The sequence below is a fragment of the Enterococcus sp. BWR-S5 genome (assembly GCF_016745255.1).
GTDB lineage: Bacteria > Bacillota > Bacilli > Lactobacillales > Enterococcaceae > Enterococcus_L.
This window is the reverse complement of record NZ_JADOEQ010000002.1, coordinates 20,609-37,929: the sequence shown is the minus strand read 5'-3', so window position 1 is coordinate 37,929 and position 17,321 is coordinate 20,609. Positions and strand designations below refer to the sequence as shown.

13 protein-coding genes are annotated in these 17,321 nt (G+C 40.6%); 8 read left to right on the top strand and 5 right to left on the bottom strand.

Features of this window, described 5'->3' with window-relative positions; genetic code table 11:
• Positions 1–168 precede the first annotated feature (168 nt).
• Positions 169–1,035, top strand: a complete 867-nt coding sequence (locus IW510_RS02835; protein ID WP_202056681.1) for a MerR family transcriptional regulator — start codon at positions 169–171, stop codon at positions 1,033–1,035.
• A 33-nt stretch (positions 1,036–1,068) separates the two neighbouring features.
• Here the strand turns inward: IW510_RS02835 and IW510_RS02830 are convergent, their stop codons facing one another.
• Positions 1,069–1,797 (bottom strand): GntR family transcriptional regulator, encoded by a 729-nt coding sequence (locus IW510_RS02830; RefSeq protein WP_202056678.1) that lies wholly within the window; start codon positions 1,795–1,797, stop codon positions 1,069–1,071.
• Between the two features lie 151 nt (positions 1,798–1,948).
• On the opposite strand from IW510_RS02830, the gene IW510_RS02825 reads away from it, so the two are divergent.
• Positions 1,949–3,241 carry a PTS sugar transporter subunit IIC gene (locus IW510_RS02825; RefSeq protein WP_202056676.1) on the top strand — a complete coding sequence of 431 codons (1,293 nt, stop codon included), beginning with the start codon at positions 1,949–1,951 and terminating at the stop codon, positions 3,239–3,241.
• On the top strand, positions 3,234–4,256 hold the full coding sequence (locus IW510_RS02820; protein ID WP_202056674.1) for an ADP-ribosylglycohydrolase family protein: 1,023 nt from the start codon (positions 3,234–3,236) through the stop codon (positions 4,254–4,256). The genes IW510_RS02825 and IW510_RS02820 overlap by 8 nt, the downstream gene beginning before the upstream one ends.
• Before the next feature lie 99 nt (positions 4,257–4,355).
• Here the strand turns inward: IW510_RS02820 and IW510_RS02815 are convergent, their stop codons facing one another.
• Entirely contained in the window at positions 4,356–6,992 is a 2,637-nt protein-coding gene (locus tag IW510_RS02815; protein WP_202056671.1) for a sigma-54-dependent transcriptional regulator, read from the bottom strand.
• A gap of 339 nt (positions 6,993–7,331) precedes the next feature.
• Here IW510_RS02815 and IW510_RS02810 point away from each other — a divergent pair, with 339 nt between their 5' ends.
• From IW510_RS02810 to IW510_RS02795, 4 genes are read left to right on the top strand one after another with little or no spacing between them, the layout of a single operon-like run.
• Positions 7,332–7,676, top strand: a complete 345-nt coding sequence (locus IW510_RS02810) for a PTS lactose/cellobiose transporter subunit IIA (RefSeq protein ID WP_202056669.1) — start codon at positions 7,332–7,334, stop codon at positions 7,674–7,676.
• On the top strand, positions 7,673–7,975 hold the full coding sequence (locus IW510_RS02805) for a PTS sugar transporter subunit IIB (RefSeq protein ID WP_202056668.1): 303 nt from the start codon (positions 7,673–7,675) through the stop codon (positions 7,973–7,975). The genes IW510_RS02810 and IW510_RS02805 overlap by 4 nt, the downstream gene beginning before the upstream one ends.
• Positions 7,976–7,990: 15 nt before the next feature.
• A complete protein-coding gene (locus IW510_RS02800; protein ID WP_202056666.1) occupies positions 7,991–9,286 on the top strand; it encodes a PTS sugar transporter subunit IIC in 1,296 nt (431 codons plus the stop codon).
• A gap of 2 nt (positions 9,287–9,288) precedes the next feature.
• Positions 9,289–10,341: a tyrosine-protein phosphatase gene (locus IW510_RS02795; RefSeq protein WP_202056662.1), complete on the top strand. Its 1,053-nt coding sequence runs from the start codon at positions 9,289–9,291 to the stop codon at positions 10,339–10,341.
• A gap of 357 nt (positions 10,342–10,698) precedes the next feature.
• Here IW510_RS02795 and IW510_RS02790 read toward each other — a convergent pair whose 3' ends face one another.
• The 3 genes from IW510_RS02790 to IW510_RS02785 form a co-directional block, all read right to left on the bottom strand.
• A complete protein-coding gene (locus tag IW510_RS02790) occupies positions 10,699–14,382 on the bottom strand; it encodes an Ig-like domain-containing protein (protein ID WP_202056660.1) in 3,684 nt (1,227 codons plus the stop codon).
• Between the two features lie 199 nt (positions 14,383–14,581).
• Positions 14,582–14,704: a hypothetical protein gene (locus IW510_RS21435; RefSeq protein WP_269091997.1), complete on the bottom strand. Its 123-nt coding sequence runs from the start codon at positions 14,702–14,704 to the stop codon at positions 14,582–14,584.
• Between the two features lie 13 nt (positions 14,705–14,717).
• Entirely contained in the window at positions 14,718–15,083 is a 366-nt protein-coding gene (locus IW510_RS02785; protein ID WP_202056651.1) for a YxeA family protein, read from the bottom strand.
• A gap of 364 nt (positions 15,084–15,447) precedes the next feature.
• Here IW510_RS02785 and IW510_RS02780 point away from each other — a divergent pair, with 364 nt between their 5' ends.
• A complete protein-coding gene (locus IW510_RS02780; protein ID WP_202056649.1) occupies positions 15,448–17,289 on the top strand; it encodes a beta-glucoside-specific PTS transporter subunit IIABC in 1,842 nt (613 codons plus the stop codon).
• Positions 17,290–17,321: the final 32 nt, after the last annotated feature.

Here is a 17,321-nt window from a genome sequence, read left to right as displayed (position 1 = left end):
GCAATGGATTTTTTCGTGCGATTCATTTATATGAATACGACGAAAAAGAAGATTGCTATTGTTTAAACTAAAGCAATAGCCGCTTTTCGCGTAGTGTACAATTTCGTGCGATTCATATAGAATAAACTGTAACGTTACGTTACAGTCAAGAGGTAGAGGTGATTTTTTTTGGAAAAATTTTTATCAATCAGTGAGATTGCGGAATATGCCGGTGTCAGTCGACGTACCTTGATTTATTACGATCAGATTGACTTGTTTAAGCCTGAAAAAATTGGAGAAAACGGCTATCGTTATTACAGCTTTGACCAGTATGGAGAAATTGATGCTATCTTGATTTTAAAGGCCTTGAATATGCCGTTGGATGAAATTCGCAGCTTTCTTAAGCGGCGTAATCCGGACTATACACAAAAAGAGCTGTTAAAGCAGAGAGAAAAAGTAACTGCTAAAATTCAAGAGCTGGAGCAGATACGGGATGCATTGGATGGCTATATGAACCGTTATGAAAAACTGGCAGAGGTCGACTTTGAAACGTTGAGCTTTGAGTATCGCGAAGAGGAATACTTTGTTGTGTCCGAATTAATCGAACCCAGTGATGATTCGTCAACATTTCAGATATATTCTCGTTTTTACTCTTTGATTCAGTCCAGAGATATATTCAGTGGTTATCCCATTGGTTTTTTAGTTGACGGTCGTGTTCTTGATGAGGGACATATTCATCTTTCTCCTTATCGGGCATTGGTCAGGATTCCGAAAGAGCGTCTGAATCTGTATGCTGAAAATCAGCTAATCACTCGCCCATCAGGTTATTATGTCTCCGGTTTTGTCCGAGATGAGATTCATCAATTGACTGATTTCAGTACTCGATTTAAAAATTATCTCAAAGAGCACGAATTAGTGATTGATGGCGACATTTGGGAGCTGATGTGGCAGGATGAAATTGCTACGGCAAATCGTGAGCAGCAGATATTTGAAGTGATGCTTCCAGTTAAAAAGCAGTCTGGAACTCCACTAGATGAAAAAAACGATTCCCATTAGTAAAGGGAATCGTTTTTTATGTCGTGCATGTTGTTATAGCAGTGAAGTAACAGATGTATTATAGGTAAACTTCTTATAATGATTTCGTACAGTTGTATATTCAAAGGGAATACCGGTATCAGTGAAGACAATCTCCTCGGTTACTGTAACAGGTTCGGTTGGCAACAGGCCTAATTTTTTTTGATCTTCCTCAGTGGAAGGCTCAGAAAAAATAGAGATATAGGAATTTTTCAGTGTAATCCCCATTTCTTTTTGAGCAGAATTGTAGATAGAGTCCTGAATCATTTCTACAGAAAGATGGGGGAAAAGCTGGATTGGTATATAGTCTGTTTCAATCGAAATTGGCTTATCGTCTAAGAAGCGTACTCGTTTTACATGATAGGTGAAATCAGCTGGATTCAGCAATAGCCCTTGCTGTACTTCTTCCGGAGGTTGAATGACCTCGAAAAAAAGAATCTCCGATGTGACCTGACGATTTTGTTCAAGGAATGAATTTGTCAAACCAATCGGCCCTTTTTGCTGATGGCTGAAATTATCATAGTTCTTTTTAAACAACTGATTCACGAATGTGCCGGAACGCGCCTTTCTAAATAATAACCCTTCTTCAACCAATGTATCGATTGCTTTCTTCATTGTACTTCGGCTGACCTCAAATTCTTCACTCAACAAACGCTCATTCGGCAATTTTCCGGTTGGATAAGCTTCTTCTAAAATGTTTTTTCTCAATTTAGCTGTAATTTTTTGATGCAATGATTCCTCCATGATTGACCTCCTGTACATAATCAGTTTTATTATAGCATACAACCATAAAAATGAACTGGAACGTACCAATATGAAAATTGGTTGACTCTAGTTTGTTTTGGTGGTTTAATAAAGATGAAATCGATTTCTAAAAAAACTAAGGAGAAAACCCATGAATAAGATTACCGCTTTTTTGGAAAAATATCTTTTACCTTTTGCGGACGTGTTCAGTAAAAACAGGTACCTCGTTGCTATCAAGGATGCATTTCTGATTTCTCTGCCATTCACGATTTTCAGCTCTATTTTTACAGCTATTGCGAATCTCCCTTTTTTATCTAATTTGATTGGAGATAGTAAGGTCACGCAATTTCAACAGTTTGTTTCACCAACCTTTTCTCTGACGATGGGAGTCATTTCCTTTATCGTTTCTGCGGGAATTGGTTACAGCTTGTCCAAGCACTATGGTGTAAATCAGATTTATGGTGCAATTGTGGGGCTGCTGTCATTTATCATGGTAACACCGAATACTGTTGTGAGTGAGTCCGGTGAGATGATTGGCAGTGTTATTCCGCTTTCTGAAATTGGGGCAGTGGGAATGTTTACAGCAATCATTGTTTCGATTCTTTCAACAGAGATTTATCGCTTTGCGATTCAGCATAATTGGACGATAAAAATGCCCAGCAGTGTTCCGAAGCTAGTATCAGATTCCTTCTTTTCCTTTATCCCGATTGCGATTGCCTTATTGTCTGCCTTTGCGATTCGTGTGATTTTTGAAGGGACAACGTTCGAAACGTTTAATAATCTGATTTATGAAATTCTACAAAAGCCGTTGACTTCGTTAGGAACATCACTTCCTGCAACGATTATTGTGGGAGTGTTGGTTAATCTTTTCTGGTTCTTTGGTTTACACGGTCATGTAATTGTTGGAAGTGCGATGGTGCCAATCTGGAATGCACAGTCCTTTGATAACTTAGAGGCGTTCCAAAATGGTGCCGAGCTGCCTCATATCGTAACAGGACAATTTACAGATTTCTTTGTTTTGAATGGCGGTTACTTATCGATTCCGATATTGATTTCCTTGCTGTTCTTTTTTAAGAAAAGAAGTGATTGGCGCGACCTTGGTAAAATCGCTTTAGCTCCTGGAATATTTGGTGTGTATGAACCACTGATTTTTGGTTTGCCTGTCATGTTGAACCCACTATTATTCATTCCGTTAATTTTGACGCCAATCATCACGACAGTCATTTCCTATTTCTCCATGGCGGTCGGCTTGGTTCCTTATACAACGGGAGTAGTGTTGCCCTATACGATGCCCTTGGTGATTAGTGGAGCAATTGTAACGAATTCTCTGATGGGCGCTGTCTTACAGCTAGTGCTGCTGGTGATTTTAACAATCATGTGGTACATCTTCTTACGGGTAATGGACAATCAAAATCAAATGAAGGAGCAGATGAGTAGTGAATAGAACGACTATCTATGGCGCCTTGTATGGTGCTGCACTTGGCGATGCGTTAGGTGCACCAACTGAATTAAGAACGACACAACAAATCATTGATACCTTTGGCGGGTACGTAAAGACCTTTACACCTGCACCGCCAGATACCTTTGCCAGAGACTATCCAGCAGGAACGGTGACGGATGATTTCAGTATGTCCTGTTATTTGATGAAAGCAATCATTGCACATCATGGAGAATTTAATGAAGAGGTTGCAAAGGAGGCTATCGTTGCGTGGGGAGCAGATGACTATTACTTTGACAAATTTGCTGGTCCAACAACGAGAACTGCGATAGAAAATATCAAAGCGGGTCGTCCAACGGATATCGATCCTTTTGGTCTGATTAACTACAGTGGCTTTGCAACTAACGGCGGTGCGATGAAGACGATTCCGTTAGCTATTCTGGCAAAAGGAAATTGGCAGAAAGCATTGGAATATACGATTGCAATGTGTAAACCTACGCACTTCAACAGTAATGCCATTTCTGCAGCAGCGGCGGTTTGCTGCAGTGCAACGGAAGCATTGAACGCTTCTGCAAGTGTGGATTCAGTTATAGAGGCGGCTCTTTGGGGCGCGAAGCAGGGGCGAGAATACGGAGAGCGGCATAAGCATATTTCTGTAGGGCCAGATATCGGTTATAAAATTCGAGAAGCGGTCTGCATCGGGAAACAGGCAGCAGATTTCGAGCAATTACTAAAGGATACCAGTGATAAAGTTGGAACAAATTTTTTGGTTCAAGAATCCATTCCTGCAGTGTTCTCGTTGATGGTCGGTGTAAAAGGTCATACCATGGAGGGAATTTATGCCAGCGTGAATGTCGGTGGTGATACAGATACGATTGCTTCAATGCTGGGCGGCATATTAGGCGGCTTGAATGGTCTTGAGAGTATCCCGGCTGATTTGGTCGAGCAGGTGATAAAAAGTAATCCTCTATTGGATATCAAAGCAACGATTGAGGACTTTGCAGCCCTATGCGCTGAATAATTTAGATTAGATTAAACACTCCTGAGAGCACCTGTCTCAGGAGTGTTTTTGCTGTTTATTTAGATTTTTGTAGAGGAACAGCTTTTGGTCCTGTAAAGCTTATAAAGAAAATTTCTGTTTAAAGACATATGCAAGGATGTGCTCAAAATTTTCCTGTGAAAAAGTGATACCATAAATCATTTCGAGAGAACGAAGCTCCGTATAAAGCGATTGTTCTTGAGCCGTTTCAAAAGAAAGCGTCTGATCGGTCAAGGGCGTACCCTCCAATTTTAAATTATCAATGACACTGGCAAGGTGACACATCAAACCAATTTTTATCTCGGAGGTGATTTCCAAGGCCAACTGTCGCTCTACGGAAACAATCCAATTCTTGATATTTTCTAACAGGATTGTTCCATCTAAGGTTTGGATCATTGGTGCAACATTCTGAATAGCTAAGGTGGATGTATAGTCAAAATCAATCAGCTGCTGAATTCGTTCCAGCGACGTTGTACTAAATGCTTGCGAAACGTTAAAATACGGACAGCGGAGTGTCGGGATATTAAAGGTACTTACATAACAAAGGATGTCCCCTTGCTTCTTCATGTTCGACAACTCTTTCTCAAGCATCACTTCATCAGTCATCTGAAACGAGCGAATTTCTATATAGTCATCATAGAGGTTCAGCTGTTTATTCAGAAGCTCTTTAAGCAGTCGAGCAGAACCGCTACCTGTCGTACAGGCTGTAAGGATAAAGCTTTTCTTTTGAGTAGCAATGGTATGCGATGTTTTGAGCTGTTCATCGATGTGTGTGATTTTTCTAATATCGAGAAAAATTTCCTCCAGTGTATAGCCCAGCTGTGCTTTCCGACTGGCTTCAAGCACGTGAAGCGTACTGACAAGGTCGACACACTTGACCTGTTTTTCGGTACTTCTTTTAAGCTCCGCCGCGAAATTTGTCAAAGAGCCCATGTCGGATAAAATTAGAATATTACTATTTTGGATTTGTTTTAAATAAGCGTCAACTTCCATCAGCATACTTTTAGGTTTACAGGTAAGAGGCATGTTAAATGCTACGACAGCACGATTTCCCAGCAATTCATTTACGAGGTCTGCCATACTGGAGGCAGTTGCTTCCCCATGAGCAACAACCAACACTTTGACCTTTGCGGTTTCTTCATCAATAATTTGCGGAACCAAAAACAAAGTCAAGAAGCCTATTTCATCATCAGGCAGCTGGATTGCCAACTCTTCTTCGATGATACTTTTATTCTTTTCCGCCAGTTCGTAATAGAGCGGATGTTGGTGTTGGATTTCCTCAAGCTTTGGATTGATGATACGCTGACCGTTTTTAACACGAGACAGTAAATTATGCAAGTGGATTGCCAAGCCTGAAAGGAGACTGTCCGAGTAGCTGTCAGAATGCATTGCAGCAGCTGTCAAAAAGCGTTTAGCCGTACTGAATACTTCATTTCCGACAAGGTTGACGACACTCTCGTTAGTGGTAGCTGCTGTCCCTATAGTTTGAAAGAAATCCTGAATCGTCATATCAACAACTTCTTTTGTGGCTTGTGCATTTAAACCAATTTTCTCCATATCCGTGATTTTATGGTCAATCAGCTGATAAATATCATGTGTGTCATTTTCAGAGAAGGGAAGTTGATTTTCCCGATCCTTTTGAAACTCAATAAAGCGACTTGGGTAGGCGGAAGTGAGCTTCCACAAGTCGCTTCTTTTTTCAGAAGAATACAACCCCTCCTTGATTGTATCGGGTAAATCATAGCTGGTAATGGTCAATGCAGGTTGCTTTTCTGAAAGAGAACGAGCATAGCCTTGCGCGCATAACAGCTGGACATCTGTTTTTAGCTGGCCGATATTACTTGGACACTTATAACTCAACAGGCTGCGCAACGAATTCATGGATACCTTTATATCTCTATTTAGGTTATGAGCCTCATCGTCAAAGAATCCGCTAATTAAATTCAATCGTTCATTCAGTCCACGCTCGTCTAAAGCAGGTAGGTGGATTTTCATGGGAATTCGTCGAGTAAAAGTCTGTAAAAGCGCTGAGCTTATATCTTCTGTAGTTGCACAAATCAGCTGAACATCAGCTGTTCTGTCAAAGCTAGTCTCACCGAGCGCATGGAATACTTTTTTATCGATAAAAGTGAATAACATTTCCTGAGCCTCTGGGCTAAGCCGATGGATCTCGTCTAAAAAGAGGATACCGCCATCAGCCTCTTCAATCAGTCCGCTTCTACTGGCTACCGCACCTGTATACGCACCTTCACGGACGCCAAAAAGCTGACCGAGAATCAGCTGTGGATTGTTTGCGTAATCGGCACAATTGAAGGTAACCAGCTTGGCATTCCCGGCAATCCGGCCCTCTTCTTGTGAAAAGCGATAGATGATTTCCGCGAACATGCTTTTCCCAACGCCAGTCTGCCCGCTAAGTAAAATATGCATACGTTGTGGTGGATAGAGTACGGCGGCTTTTGCTTGTTCGATACTGTTTTTCAAGCTGGGATTTTTTTGAGTAAATGTATCAACATCATTTTGCTTTGGCTGGTTGGGTAATGAAAAACGAACAGGACGACTGCCTTCTTTCGTTAATAAGTCTTGTTTTACCAATGCGTTTAGGTCACTGCTTGCATTTGCTCGATCAAGCTGTAAGTGACTGGCGATTTCCTGAGCGGAAACGGCAGTTCCCGCAGGTAAATTTTTTATATAGGTATAAATTCTATCGCTTCTTCCCACGATTGTTCCTCCTAGTGTGCTCTGATAAATTAGATTGTAAGCGTTTTTCTTCGGGCTGTCAAAGTCATGTGTTTCTTTTTCAGAGAAGTGTGTCGTTGACAACCCACTTTCGAAGCTGCGTTTAGTTGAAGTACGGAGAAATGAAAAAAATGGATTGAACACTCCCACTGAAAAGTTTTCAACTAGGGATGAAATGCTGATAAGAAAGCGATTCTTATGAGGACAAAGAGTAAAAAGATTATTGACTGGAGAATGGCAGCGGTAGATTTATTTTAGTTTTTAGTGTGTTGGCACAAGAATTGCTTTATAAGAAAGTGTAGAGATGAGAGGAGGAAATAAATGGAAAACGAAGTGATGCAGATTATTGTCTATGCCGGAAATGCTCGTTCGTTAGCGATGCAAAGTATTCGTGCATCAAAGCAGGGCGAATTTTCAGAAGGTGATCGTCTAATGGCTGAGGCGGAAAGGAACCTAAAGGAAGCACATCATACACATGCGAAGATTTTAAGTGTCGCTTCAGACGAAAAGCAGCAGATTGATTTGACGCTCTTTATGGTTCACGGGGAGGATCACTTGATGTCTGCGGTAACAACAATCGATTTAGCAAAGGAGTTTACAGCAGTTCATGGAGAACTGAAGGAGTTACGGGAATGTGTAAGGTTAATGAAGGAGGAAAAGGTATGAAAATTATATTGGCCTGTGCAGGTGGCATGTCAACAGGGATGTTAGTGAATCGGATGAAGGAGTATGCAGCAAAAGCAGCGATTGAAGCTGATATCGAAGCCTATGGACTAAGCGAGCTGGAGGATTACGTTGCTGGGACAGACGTTATTCTTTTAGGACCGCAAATTGGTTTTCAAAAGGAAGAGGTACAGCAGAAATATCCAAGTATTCCAATCGAAGTGATTGACATGATGGATTACGGCATGATGAATGGTGAGAAAGTGTTTAAAATTGCACAGTCAGTCATCGAGAACAACTAAAAAAGGAGTGTAAACATGGCAAAAGAAAAAAGTTCATTCGGACCAAAGTTGAATAAAATGATTGTCAAATTCTCAAATAATCTGATTATCAAAACCGTGGCAAATGGGATGATGCTGACATTGCCAATCACGATTGTCGGTAGTCTATTGATGGTAGTACAGATGATTCCGAATCTTCCGGATATTATCAATCAAGCTTGTACGATTGGTACAACGATCACCAGTAATTTTATTGCCCTTTATATTGTGTTAGGGATGTCCTATGTTTTAGCAAGAGAAATCAAAAGTGATGTACCGGCATCCATGATTTTATCTGTCGCCAGCTTTTTAATCGTCACACCAATCACTAATTTTGATGTTGGTGCTGAAAAGCCTGTACAGGCAATTGAGCTGGGGTACTTAGGGTCAAAAGGTATTTTTGTCGGTATGATTGTCGCTATTTTTATTACATGGGCCTTTGCAAAGCTTTCTGATATGAAGCTTTCGCCAAAGATGCCTGACAGTGTTCCGCCATTTATTTCTAAGACCTTCGAGGCAATTGTACCGGCAGCGATTTTATTTGTTCTGGCAATTATTATCAGTCTATTATTCTCCAACACGTCATATGGAAATGTCCATGACTTTATCTATACAATTTTACAGGCGCCGCTACAAACCTTAGGGGGCACAATCTGGTCGGCATTGTTCATTATGTTCTTGTCAGAGCTGCTATGGTGGTTCGGTATTCACGGAAGCAATGTGACCGCATCTATTATCACTGTCCTTTATGCCTCTCAGGCGTATGCAAATATGGAAGCTGTTGCGGCTGGTGAAACTGCACAGAATGTCATCAACTCCTTTTTCTTAGATGCGTATAAAGGACCGCGCGCGTTGGCATTAGCAGTGATTCTAATCTTTGTATGTCGCAGTGAGAAATTTAAATCAATCGGAAAAGTGTCGATTGTACCAAGTGTTTTCGGTATCACGGAGCCAATGAAATTTGGTATTCCACAGATACTGAATCCTGTTCTGTTTATCCCGTTAACCTTGGCAGCACCATTGTGTATCGGAATTGCTTATGTCGCGACAATCATCGGTTTTCTGCCAATCACCAGTCTGAGTGTTCCACGTAATCTGCCGACATTTCTGACCGGCTTTATGGCAGGAGGCTGGCAAGGTTTGGTTGTTCAGCTGATACAGTTTGTCGCAGTGGTTCTTTTATACCTGCCATTCATGAAAAAGCTGGATCTTCAGGAATCAGCGCAAGAAGAAGCGGTACTTGAAGAAGCTGAAAAAACAGTTGATTTAGAGACTGAGCAAGGTACACTGTAATTATGATGAAACCAATTGAAGTATATAGAGAAAATGATGAATTATTTTTAGATTTGAAGACAGATTTTACAGGTGAGCTGCCTGTATATATCACTAGTGAGCCTGATGAGGAGCATGAAATAAGGGAGAAGCTTTATCCATTCAAAAAGGGTGTATCAGGTCCTGTACCTGAACAGAAAATGAAAAGGATATTTTATAAAACAGTAATAGACGAGGTGATCTACCTGGGGGCTGAGCGTCGGCTTCCAATTACAGGGCTATACAACTGTCGGGATCTTGGGGGATACCTGACAGTTGATGGACGAATGACAAAATGGGGCTTAATTTATCGTTCAGATGCGCCGGATCACTTAGCTAGTGCTGACTGGACATACCTCAAGAACATGAAGATTTCGTCGGTCATCGACCTGCGTTCTCCAGCGGAAATCGAATTAAATCCAGATATCACTGTGGGTGAGAAGTATCACTACAATTTTGATCCGCATGCGTTAGTAGCTCGGAAGGCAAGTGAGACGCCTTCCAATACATCAAATAAGGATAAGCAGAAGGTTGAAAAGCTGGTTGAGCTGTCGAAAACAAAAGAAGGACAAGAGAAGCTGATTCAGATGCAGCAGCAGATGGTCGGTCAAATGCGGGAGCTGGTTCTTTCTGAAAAAGCGCAGAAAGCCTATATCGATTTCTTACAGGTTTTGCTAAGAGGGGAAGTTCCTGATTTGTTTCATTGTCAGGGAGGAAAAGACCGCACTGGCTGGGCTGCCGCCATCATTCTAGGATTGCTGGGTGTTGATAAGGCAACCATCTATGCCGATTACTTTTTGACTGAGCAATATAATCATCCAAGAAATGAAAAACGGATGGCGATATACAAACAATATACAGATGATTCTTTTGTTTTGGACTATCTGGCTTCGTTACAGCACACAAAAGCAGAGTACCTTGATAGTGCCTTTCAAGCAATGGAGGAGACCTATGGTACGATGGAAAACTACGCTATTCAAGCATTAGAGATGACGGAAGCAGGGATTGAGAAATTACAGGGGTTATATTTGTATTAGATTGAACTGTTACTTATTCGGTTTTAAGCAAGTGCTGGTAATCCATGATGCAATTCGCTAGGTCAATAACTGAAGACAGGACAACGATTATTTTTTCAATCGTTGTCCTGTCTTCTTTCCTAATAACCTATCAAAAAAAATGAACTAATCTGTTTTAATTATTTATTCTGTTTTAAAAAGAAAGGAGCTCAGACTAAAAGTATTTTTTCTTCACTCAAGACATCTTTTATATCAGTGAAGCGGTAGTCATACGCATTATTTTTATTGCTACCTGATTAATCTACATAATCATAGTTACCAGCTTCATGCGTAATAAAGCAGTTCATTTTCATTAGGAGTGTTAGTGCATAGAACATACTAAGCGATTGTGACGGTAATAATAAATCTTTTTGTTGGATTAAACTTGGATATGACATCGATATATGTTTGCCCAGTTGACTGAGCGAATACATTTCCTTGGCTGTCTACACTAGCAATCTCTGGATTACTTGAGGTAAATATTAGTCCCGCGGTTGGCAGTTCCTCCGGAATGTCTACAGTCATTGGAAATGGTTGGCTTTCGCCTTCTGTTAGTCGCAATTCTTTTGCAGTCGCTGTGATTTCAACAGTTCCGGGCAGCTTCACTACCTCAATGTCCCCTTCCGTCCCTATAGGCGGACATTGTGTATGGCTGGCTGATGTAGCAATATTCTTTCGATTCGTCTCCCCGGCGGCGTATTTACCGATGCTCCAAAACTCTGTTTTTGCATCATTTGTCCAGGTAGCACCATTCATCCATAAGCCTGCTACTTGATTATTAACTTTGTTCGTTGTTGTAACTTTGACAGCGTAGTAACCTTCTTCCGGAGCTGTAAACGAGAAGCAGTCGTAGTCATTCAAGTAATCTGTTCGAAACGGTATTTTTTGCCCGATTTCAAGTAGTGTAGCTGCTGTACCTGAATTTCCATGATCGTCTCCCACAGTGATAGTGATAATTATGCGATTAGCTGGATTAAATTTGGATACGATGTCAATCCATGTTTGTCCTTTCGCCTTTGCGGTCACATTTCCTTGACTGTCGACAGTGGCAACCTCTGGATTTCTTGAAGTAAATGTTAGATAGGCCTCTGGTAATTCTTTTGGAACTTCAACGGATATAGGAGCTGCCTGGCTTTCGCCTTCATTTAGCCGAAGCTCTTTTGCTGTTGCAGTGATTTCAACAGTTCCCGGCAGCTTCACTACCTCGATATCCCCTTCTGTCCCTATAGGTGGACATTGTGTATGGCTGGCTAATGTAGCAATATTCTTTCGATTCGTTTCCCCAGCTGCGTATTTACCAACACTCCAAAATTCTGTTTGTTCATCATTTGTCCAAGTGGCACCATTCATCCATAGACCGGCTACTTGATTATTAACTTTGTTCGTTGTTGTAACTTTGATAGCATAGTAGCCTTCTTCGGGTGCTGTAAATGAGAAGCAATCGTAGTCATTCAAGTAATCTGTTCGGAAATGAGTTTTTTGCCCTACGTTTAGTAGTGTCGCTGCCGTACCTGAATTTCCATGATCGTCTCCCACGGTGATAGTGATAGTTGTCCGATTATATGGATGGAACTTGGATGCGACGTCAATCCATGTTTGTCCTTTCGCCTTTGCAGTCACATTTCCTTGACTGTCGACAGTGGCAACTTCTGGATTTCTTGAAGTGAATGTCAGATAGGCACCCGGCAATTCTTTTGGAACCTCAACAGAGATAGGAGACGGTTTGCTTTCTCCTTCATTCAATCGCAGCTCGGTCGCCGTTGCAGTGATTTCAACGTTTCCCGGCAGCTTCACTACCTCAATATCTCCTTCCGTTCCTATAGGCGGACATTGTGTATGGCTGGCTGATGTTGCGATATTCTTCCGGTTTGTTTCTCCGGCTTTGTATTTACCAACGCTCCAAAACTCTGTTTGTTCATCATTTGTCCAAGTAGCACCATTCATCCATAGACCGGCCACTTGATCATTAACTTTGTTTGTTGTTGTAACTTTGATAGCGTAATAGCCTTCTTCTGGTGCTGTAAACGAGAAGCAGTCGTAGTCATTTAAGTAATCTGTTCGGAAATGAGTTTTCTGTCCAACTTCAAGTAGTGTAGGTGCTATACCTGAATTTCCATGGTCATCTCCAACAAGAATAATGACTTCTTTTGCTATTTTTCCATCAGTTGTTGAGATAGTTAGCTTCGTTTGACCATATTTTTTTCCAGATAAAGTACCATTTGCATCTACAACAGCTATGCTTGAATCACTAACTGTCCATATCAAATCTTCTTTATAGGCATTTCCAGGTACTAATGTGACAGGGATGACAACTTCTTCATTTAGCGGAACATGGATTTGCTGCTCGACGATAATATCTTCAATCGTAATTTTTGCTCTTACCACTGTCAGTTGGAAGTCTGCTGTTTTTTGTCCATCCTGAGTGGTCGCAGTGATGGTCACTTTGCCTTCTTTTAAAGCAGTAATCGTTCCATTCGCGTCAACCGAAGCCAATGACTTATCCGAAGTTTTCCAACTAACTGCCTGATTTGTGGCATTTTTTGGAGTAAAAGTCGGAATTGCATCAAATGTCTGACCCACTTCCAATTCCTTTGACTCATAATCAAACGCGATGGATTCAACTGATCGGTTTTTACTAATCTTCACGCGCATGGTTGAAGCGGGGGCGTCGAGTACCTCAATAGAAAAATCTGGAATACTGCCGTCCACCAGCTTAGTCGATGGATTGGTTGAACCATTGACCATTGTAGCCTGCGGTTGTTTGTTTCGACCGGTCCCTACATAATAAAATGGATCGCCAAACCAAGGCTCATAGGCATCCATTTTTGAATAGCCGACGATATTTTGTTCTGCTTCCAGAAGTGTAACCATCTGTTTGCCAACACTGTGGTTTCCGCTAAAAGCTGTATTGACTTTATAAATAGCGATACCGCCTGAATAAATTTGAGGTCGGTACATTCCTTTATCGAATCCTTCAAATTGCCGATTCTCAATTAAAAAGTATTCTTTAGGATTGTCAGTATTGATTCTTAAAACAGTCGGGTTATCGCTATCGTTTGTGATGGTTTTGACAGTATAAATCTGATCTTCTTTACTAATATCAACGGTTTCTACAGGAAGTCCCAATAACTGTTTCGAATAAGCAGAGAAGCCTGTAGGTGTCTCACCATTATATTCTCCTGGAAGATTATTGTTACCACCCCAAGCCATAAGGCTCCCATAGCCTAATCCTAAGCCATTGTAAGTTGTATTATACAAATCAGGAAGTTTTAAGTCGTGCCCAAACTCATGAGCAATCACGCCTAAAGTTGATAGAGTCCCTTGATTGTCGAAAAACATCTTTTCACCAAATACGGTATAGTCAAGAATGTATTTTCCATCTTCAGTGAGAGTCCATTGTCCAAAATCTCCTTTGTGTCCCCAAACGGCGGGAATGTTCACACTATCGTTTTTCCGGCTTAGTTCTTTACCCGCAAAAATCGCCATAACGTGTAATTCATCTTGTGTGACAGCATTAGTAATCCCAGGCTTGGTATCATACTCAGCGAAGTTAATATATGAATCTGCCTGATTCAGCACATTTTCCATTGTTGGCCAGACGCTCACACTTTGCCCAGCATTTGGGTGTTTCTGATTGACTTTTACCTTTACAATTCCGTTATTTTTTCCATAGGTTTCATTGGCAGGGGTAATGTTAATGAAACCTCCAGTTTGTTCTTGATAATAGGCTTTTAAGGATTTTTCATCACCAAAAAATTTGTTATACCAGTCTTCTTCATCAGAAGAAAGTGCGACATCTTCAAATTCTACTAACACAACTAGAAGATTTTGCTGAGGGTCCCACTTGGAAACTGCCTGTGTTTCGACTGGTGAAAATGCTTTGATTGCATCGTGTTCTTGTACGGAGATTAAGCCTTTCTCTGTGTCATTCGGAAACGTAGCATGAACCTGCACGCTGTTCCCAAAAGCTAAACTTGTAAATAAGCTACTCAATAAAACCCCAAAAAACAATTTCTTTTTCATTTTTTTCCTCCTTTTGTTGGATATAATTATATAATAGATTCAATGACATTTGTTTTTTTTATTTCTGCAGAAAAGTTACAAAAAAAGATTTTTTTATCCATTGAACGAGGTTACTTATATAAAGAGTTAGAAAATAAAAGAAAAAGCTCAATTGCGACTATTGACATCTTTCCAATAGTTGCAACTGAGCTTGCTCCATTTAACTGAATAATGTATTCAACATATCGCTAAATACCTCAAAAGGAATAATCAAAAAGCTCATAAAAAGATGAACCATTGATTCGATAAAGCTTGTCAGTATATCCATTATCATAGTCAGCATGTACTTTCCTCCTCTAGGCTAATTTTTCTTTTACAGCATTTGGCAAATCCTTTTCATTCACTTCTTCCCACGAGGTGACGCCCTTTTCATCGTTAACGACCATTTTTAGATAGGCGGATTTTCTTAAAGGCTTTTGGCGGTATTCTTTTAAGTGGACTGTCTTTTCAACGCCCTTTTCATCATAGGAAACTTGATCGTACTCATAGAATTGTGTGCCGTCAGCAATACCGCTGGCAACAGGATCATTATCTATTTTCGTGTAATAGCTGGGGCCACCGTAATTTTCTTCCATATATTTGTTCATAGCAAAATTAATTCCAAAGATTAAGATACCTGAGATAACAGCAAAAATTCCTAAACCAGTTAATGTTTTTTTCATAGCAATCATCCTTTCGAAGTAATCATACAATGAAACTGTTAAGATGAAATCCATCTTTGGTCTGAGCTGAGACTAACAGCTTTGTAAGGTGAATCATAGGGGATTGTCACACTGTTTATCTTGTTAGTTTTGATAGAATTTTGAGAAAATTTTATTTTTATGTTTACGGTTTCATTTTTCTGTGATAGAATACACTCAAATAGACAGGCATGTGACTGGTAGTGCAGGCAGGACCTAAATAAGTTGTTATTCTATATCTTATTTGTGTAGATATGGAATGTCGATTTATTTAAGTCCTGTCTTTTTGTATTTTTTTCGGCCGAGAGAATACAAGTGAAATCGATAAGGAAAAGAGGATAATAAAATGAATTATAAAGAAATAGCTGAACAAGTTGTTTTGCAGGTCGGCGGGAAAGAAAATGTTTCTCATCTGGAGCACTGTTCCACGCGCTTGCGCTTTACATTGAAGGACAAGAGTAAGGCGAATATTGAAAAGCTTGAAGCAATAGATGGTGTTATGGGCGTAAGGCAAAATGTCCAGTGTCAGGTCATCATCGGAAATGATGTGGTTGAAGTCTATGACGAAGTGAGAAAAATGTTAGGTGAACTGAACGATAACGGCAATCAGCCAAAGGAAAAGCAAAAAATTGGTGCAATTATTCTTGATTTTGTTATTTCTGTGTTCCAGCCGTTAGTCCCAGCCATTGCCGGCGGTGGAATATTGAAATCCTTGCTGATGCTGGCTTCGATATCAGGTGTGATGAGCGACCAAAGTCAGACTTATCAGATTCTTGACTTAATTGGTGGTGCACCATTGTACTTCCTACCGATTCTGGTTGCAATGACAACAGCGAATAAATTAAAGGTCAATCAGTTGGTAGCTGTGTCAGCTGTTGGTGCATTGATTCTGCCTGGTATGACTGCCATGCTGGCAGAAGGTGCAGCCTTTATGTCCTTCAATATCGAAAACATTGCCTATGCGTCTCAAGTATTTCCGGCAATTTTGACTGTATTATTCTATGCGCAAATGGAAAAGCTATTTACAAGGTTCTCGCTTAAGTCGATTCGAATCTTTTTCGTTCCAATGATGAGCTTGTTGATTACAGTACCCGTTGCGTTGTTGATTTTAGGTCCATTGGGCTATAATGTCGGAACAGTTTTCTCTTCCGCAATTGTCGCATTGTATAATCAATTCGGTTGGTTGGCAACAGCCATACTGGCAGCAATCTTGCCATTGATGGTTGTAACAGGAATGCACAAAGCAATGATTCCTTATGCGGTATCTTCTATGAGTGAGTTAGGTATGGAGTTGCTGTATTTACCGGCTTCTCTGGCACATAATATCGCAGAATCAGGTGCGTGTTTTGCGGTAAGTATCAAGACCAAGGATAAAAAATTACGTTCAACAGCGATTTCAGCAGGTATTTCTGCGATGTTCGGGATTACAGAACCGGCGTTGTATGGTGTAACAATCTTAAATAAACGAGTATTATATGGCGTTATGGGAGCCAGCCTGATTGGCGGCGGCTTTGCTGGGGTTATGGCTATCAAAGCCTTTGCTTTAGTTGGTCCTGGACTGGCAAGTATTACAATGTTTGCAGACAAGGAAAACTCAATGAATTTGATTTGGGCCTTCGCAACATTAGGACTATCCTTTGTAGTAGCGTTTATCGCTGTTTTAGTATTGTTCAAAGATAAAAAAGTAGAAGAGACAACGAAAGAAGCTGTTGAGTTGGAAAAAGCAGCTGGTGTGGAACTATTATCTAGTCCGGTTATTGGAAAAGTGATTCCATTGACAGAAGTGAAGGATGAAGTATTTGCCAGCGGAATGGTTGGTGCAGGAGTTGGTATTGTTCCTGAAATCGGTGAGCTGGTTGCTCCTGAGTCCGGTGAAATCACGATGCTGTTTGAGACCAATCACGCAGTAGGGATGAAGCTGGAAAATGGGGCAGAATTGCTGTTTCATATTGGAATCGATACGGTACAAATGGAAGGCGCAGGGTTTGTTTCCTTTGTAAAATCCGGCGATTATGTCAAACGAGGACAGAAGCTAATCGAATTTGATTTGCAGAAAATTATCGAAGCAGGGTTTGATCCAACTGTGATTTGTGTTGTTACCAACCAAGAGCAATTTAATGTCAGCTCTTTCAATATCGAACAGGAAGTGACGAATGACTCAGACCTGCTGGCAGTAGCGACAATATAATAATAAAGAAATTAGTAGAAATAGATAATGAG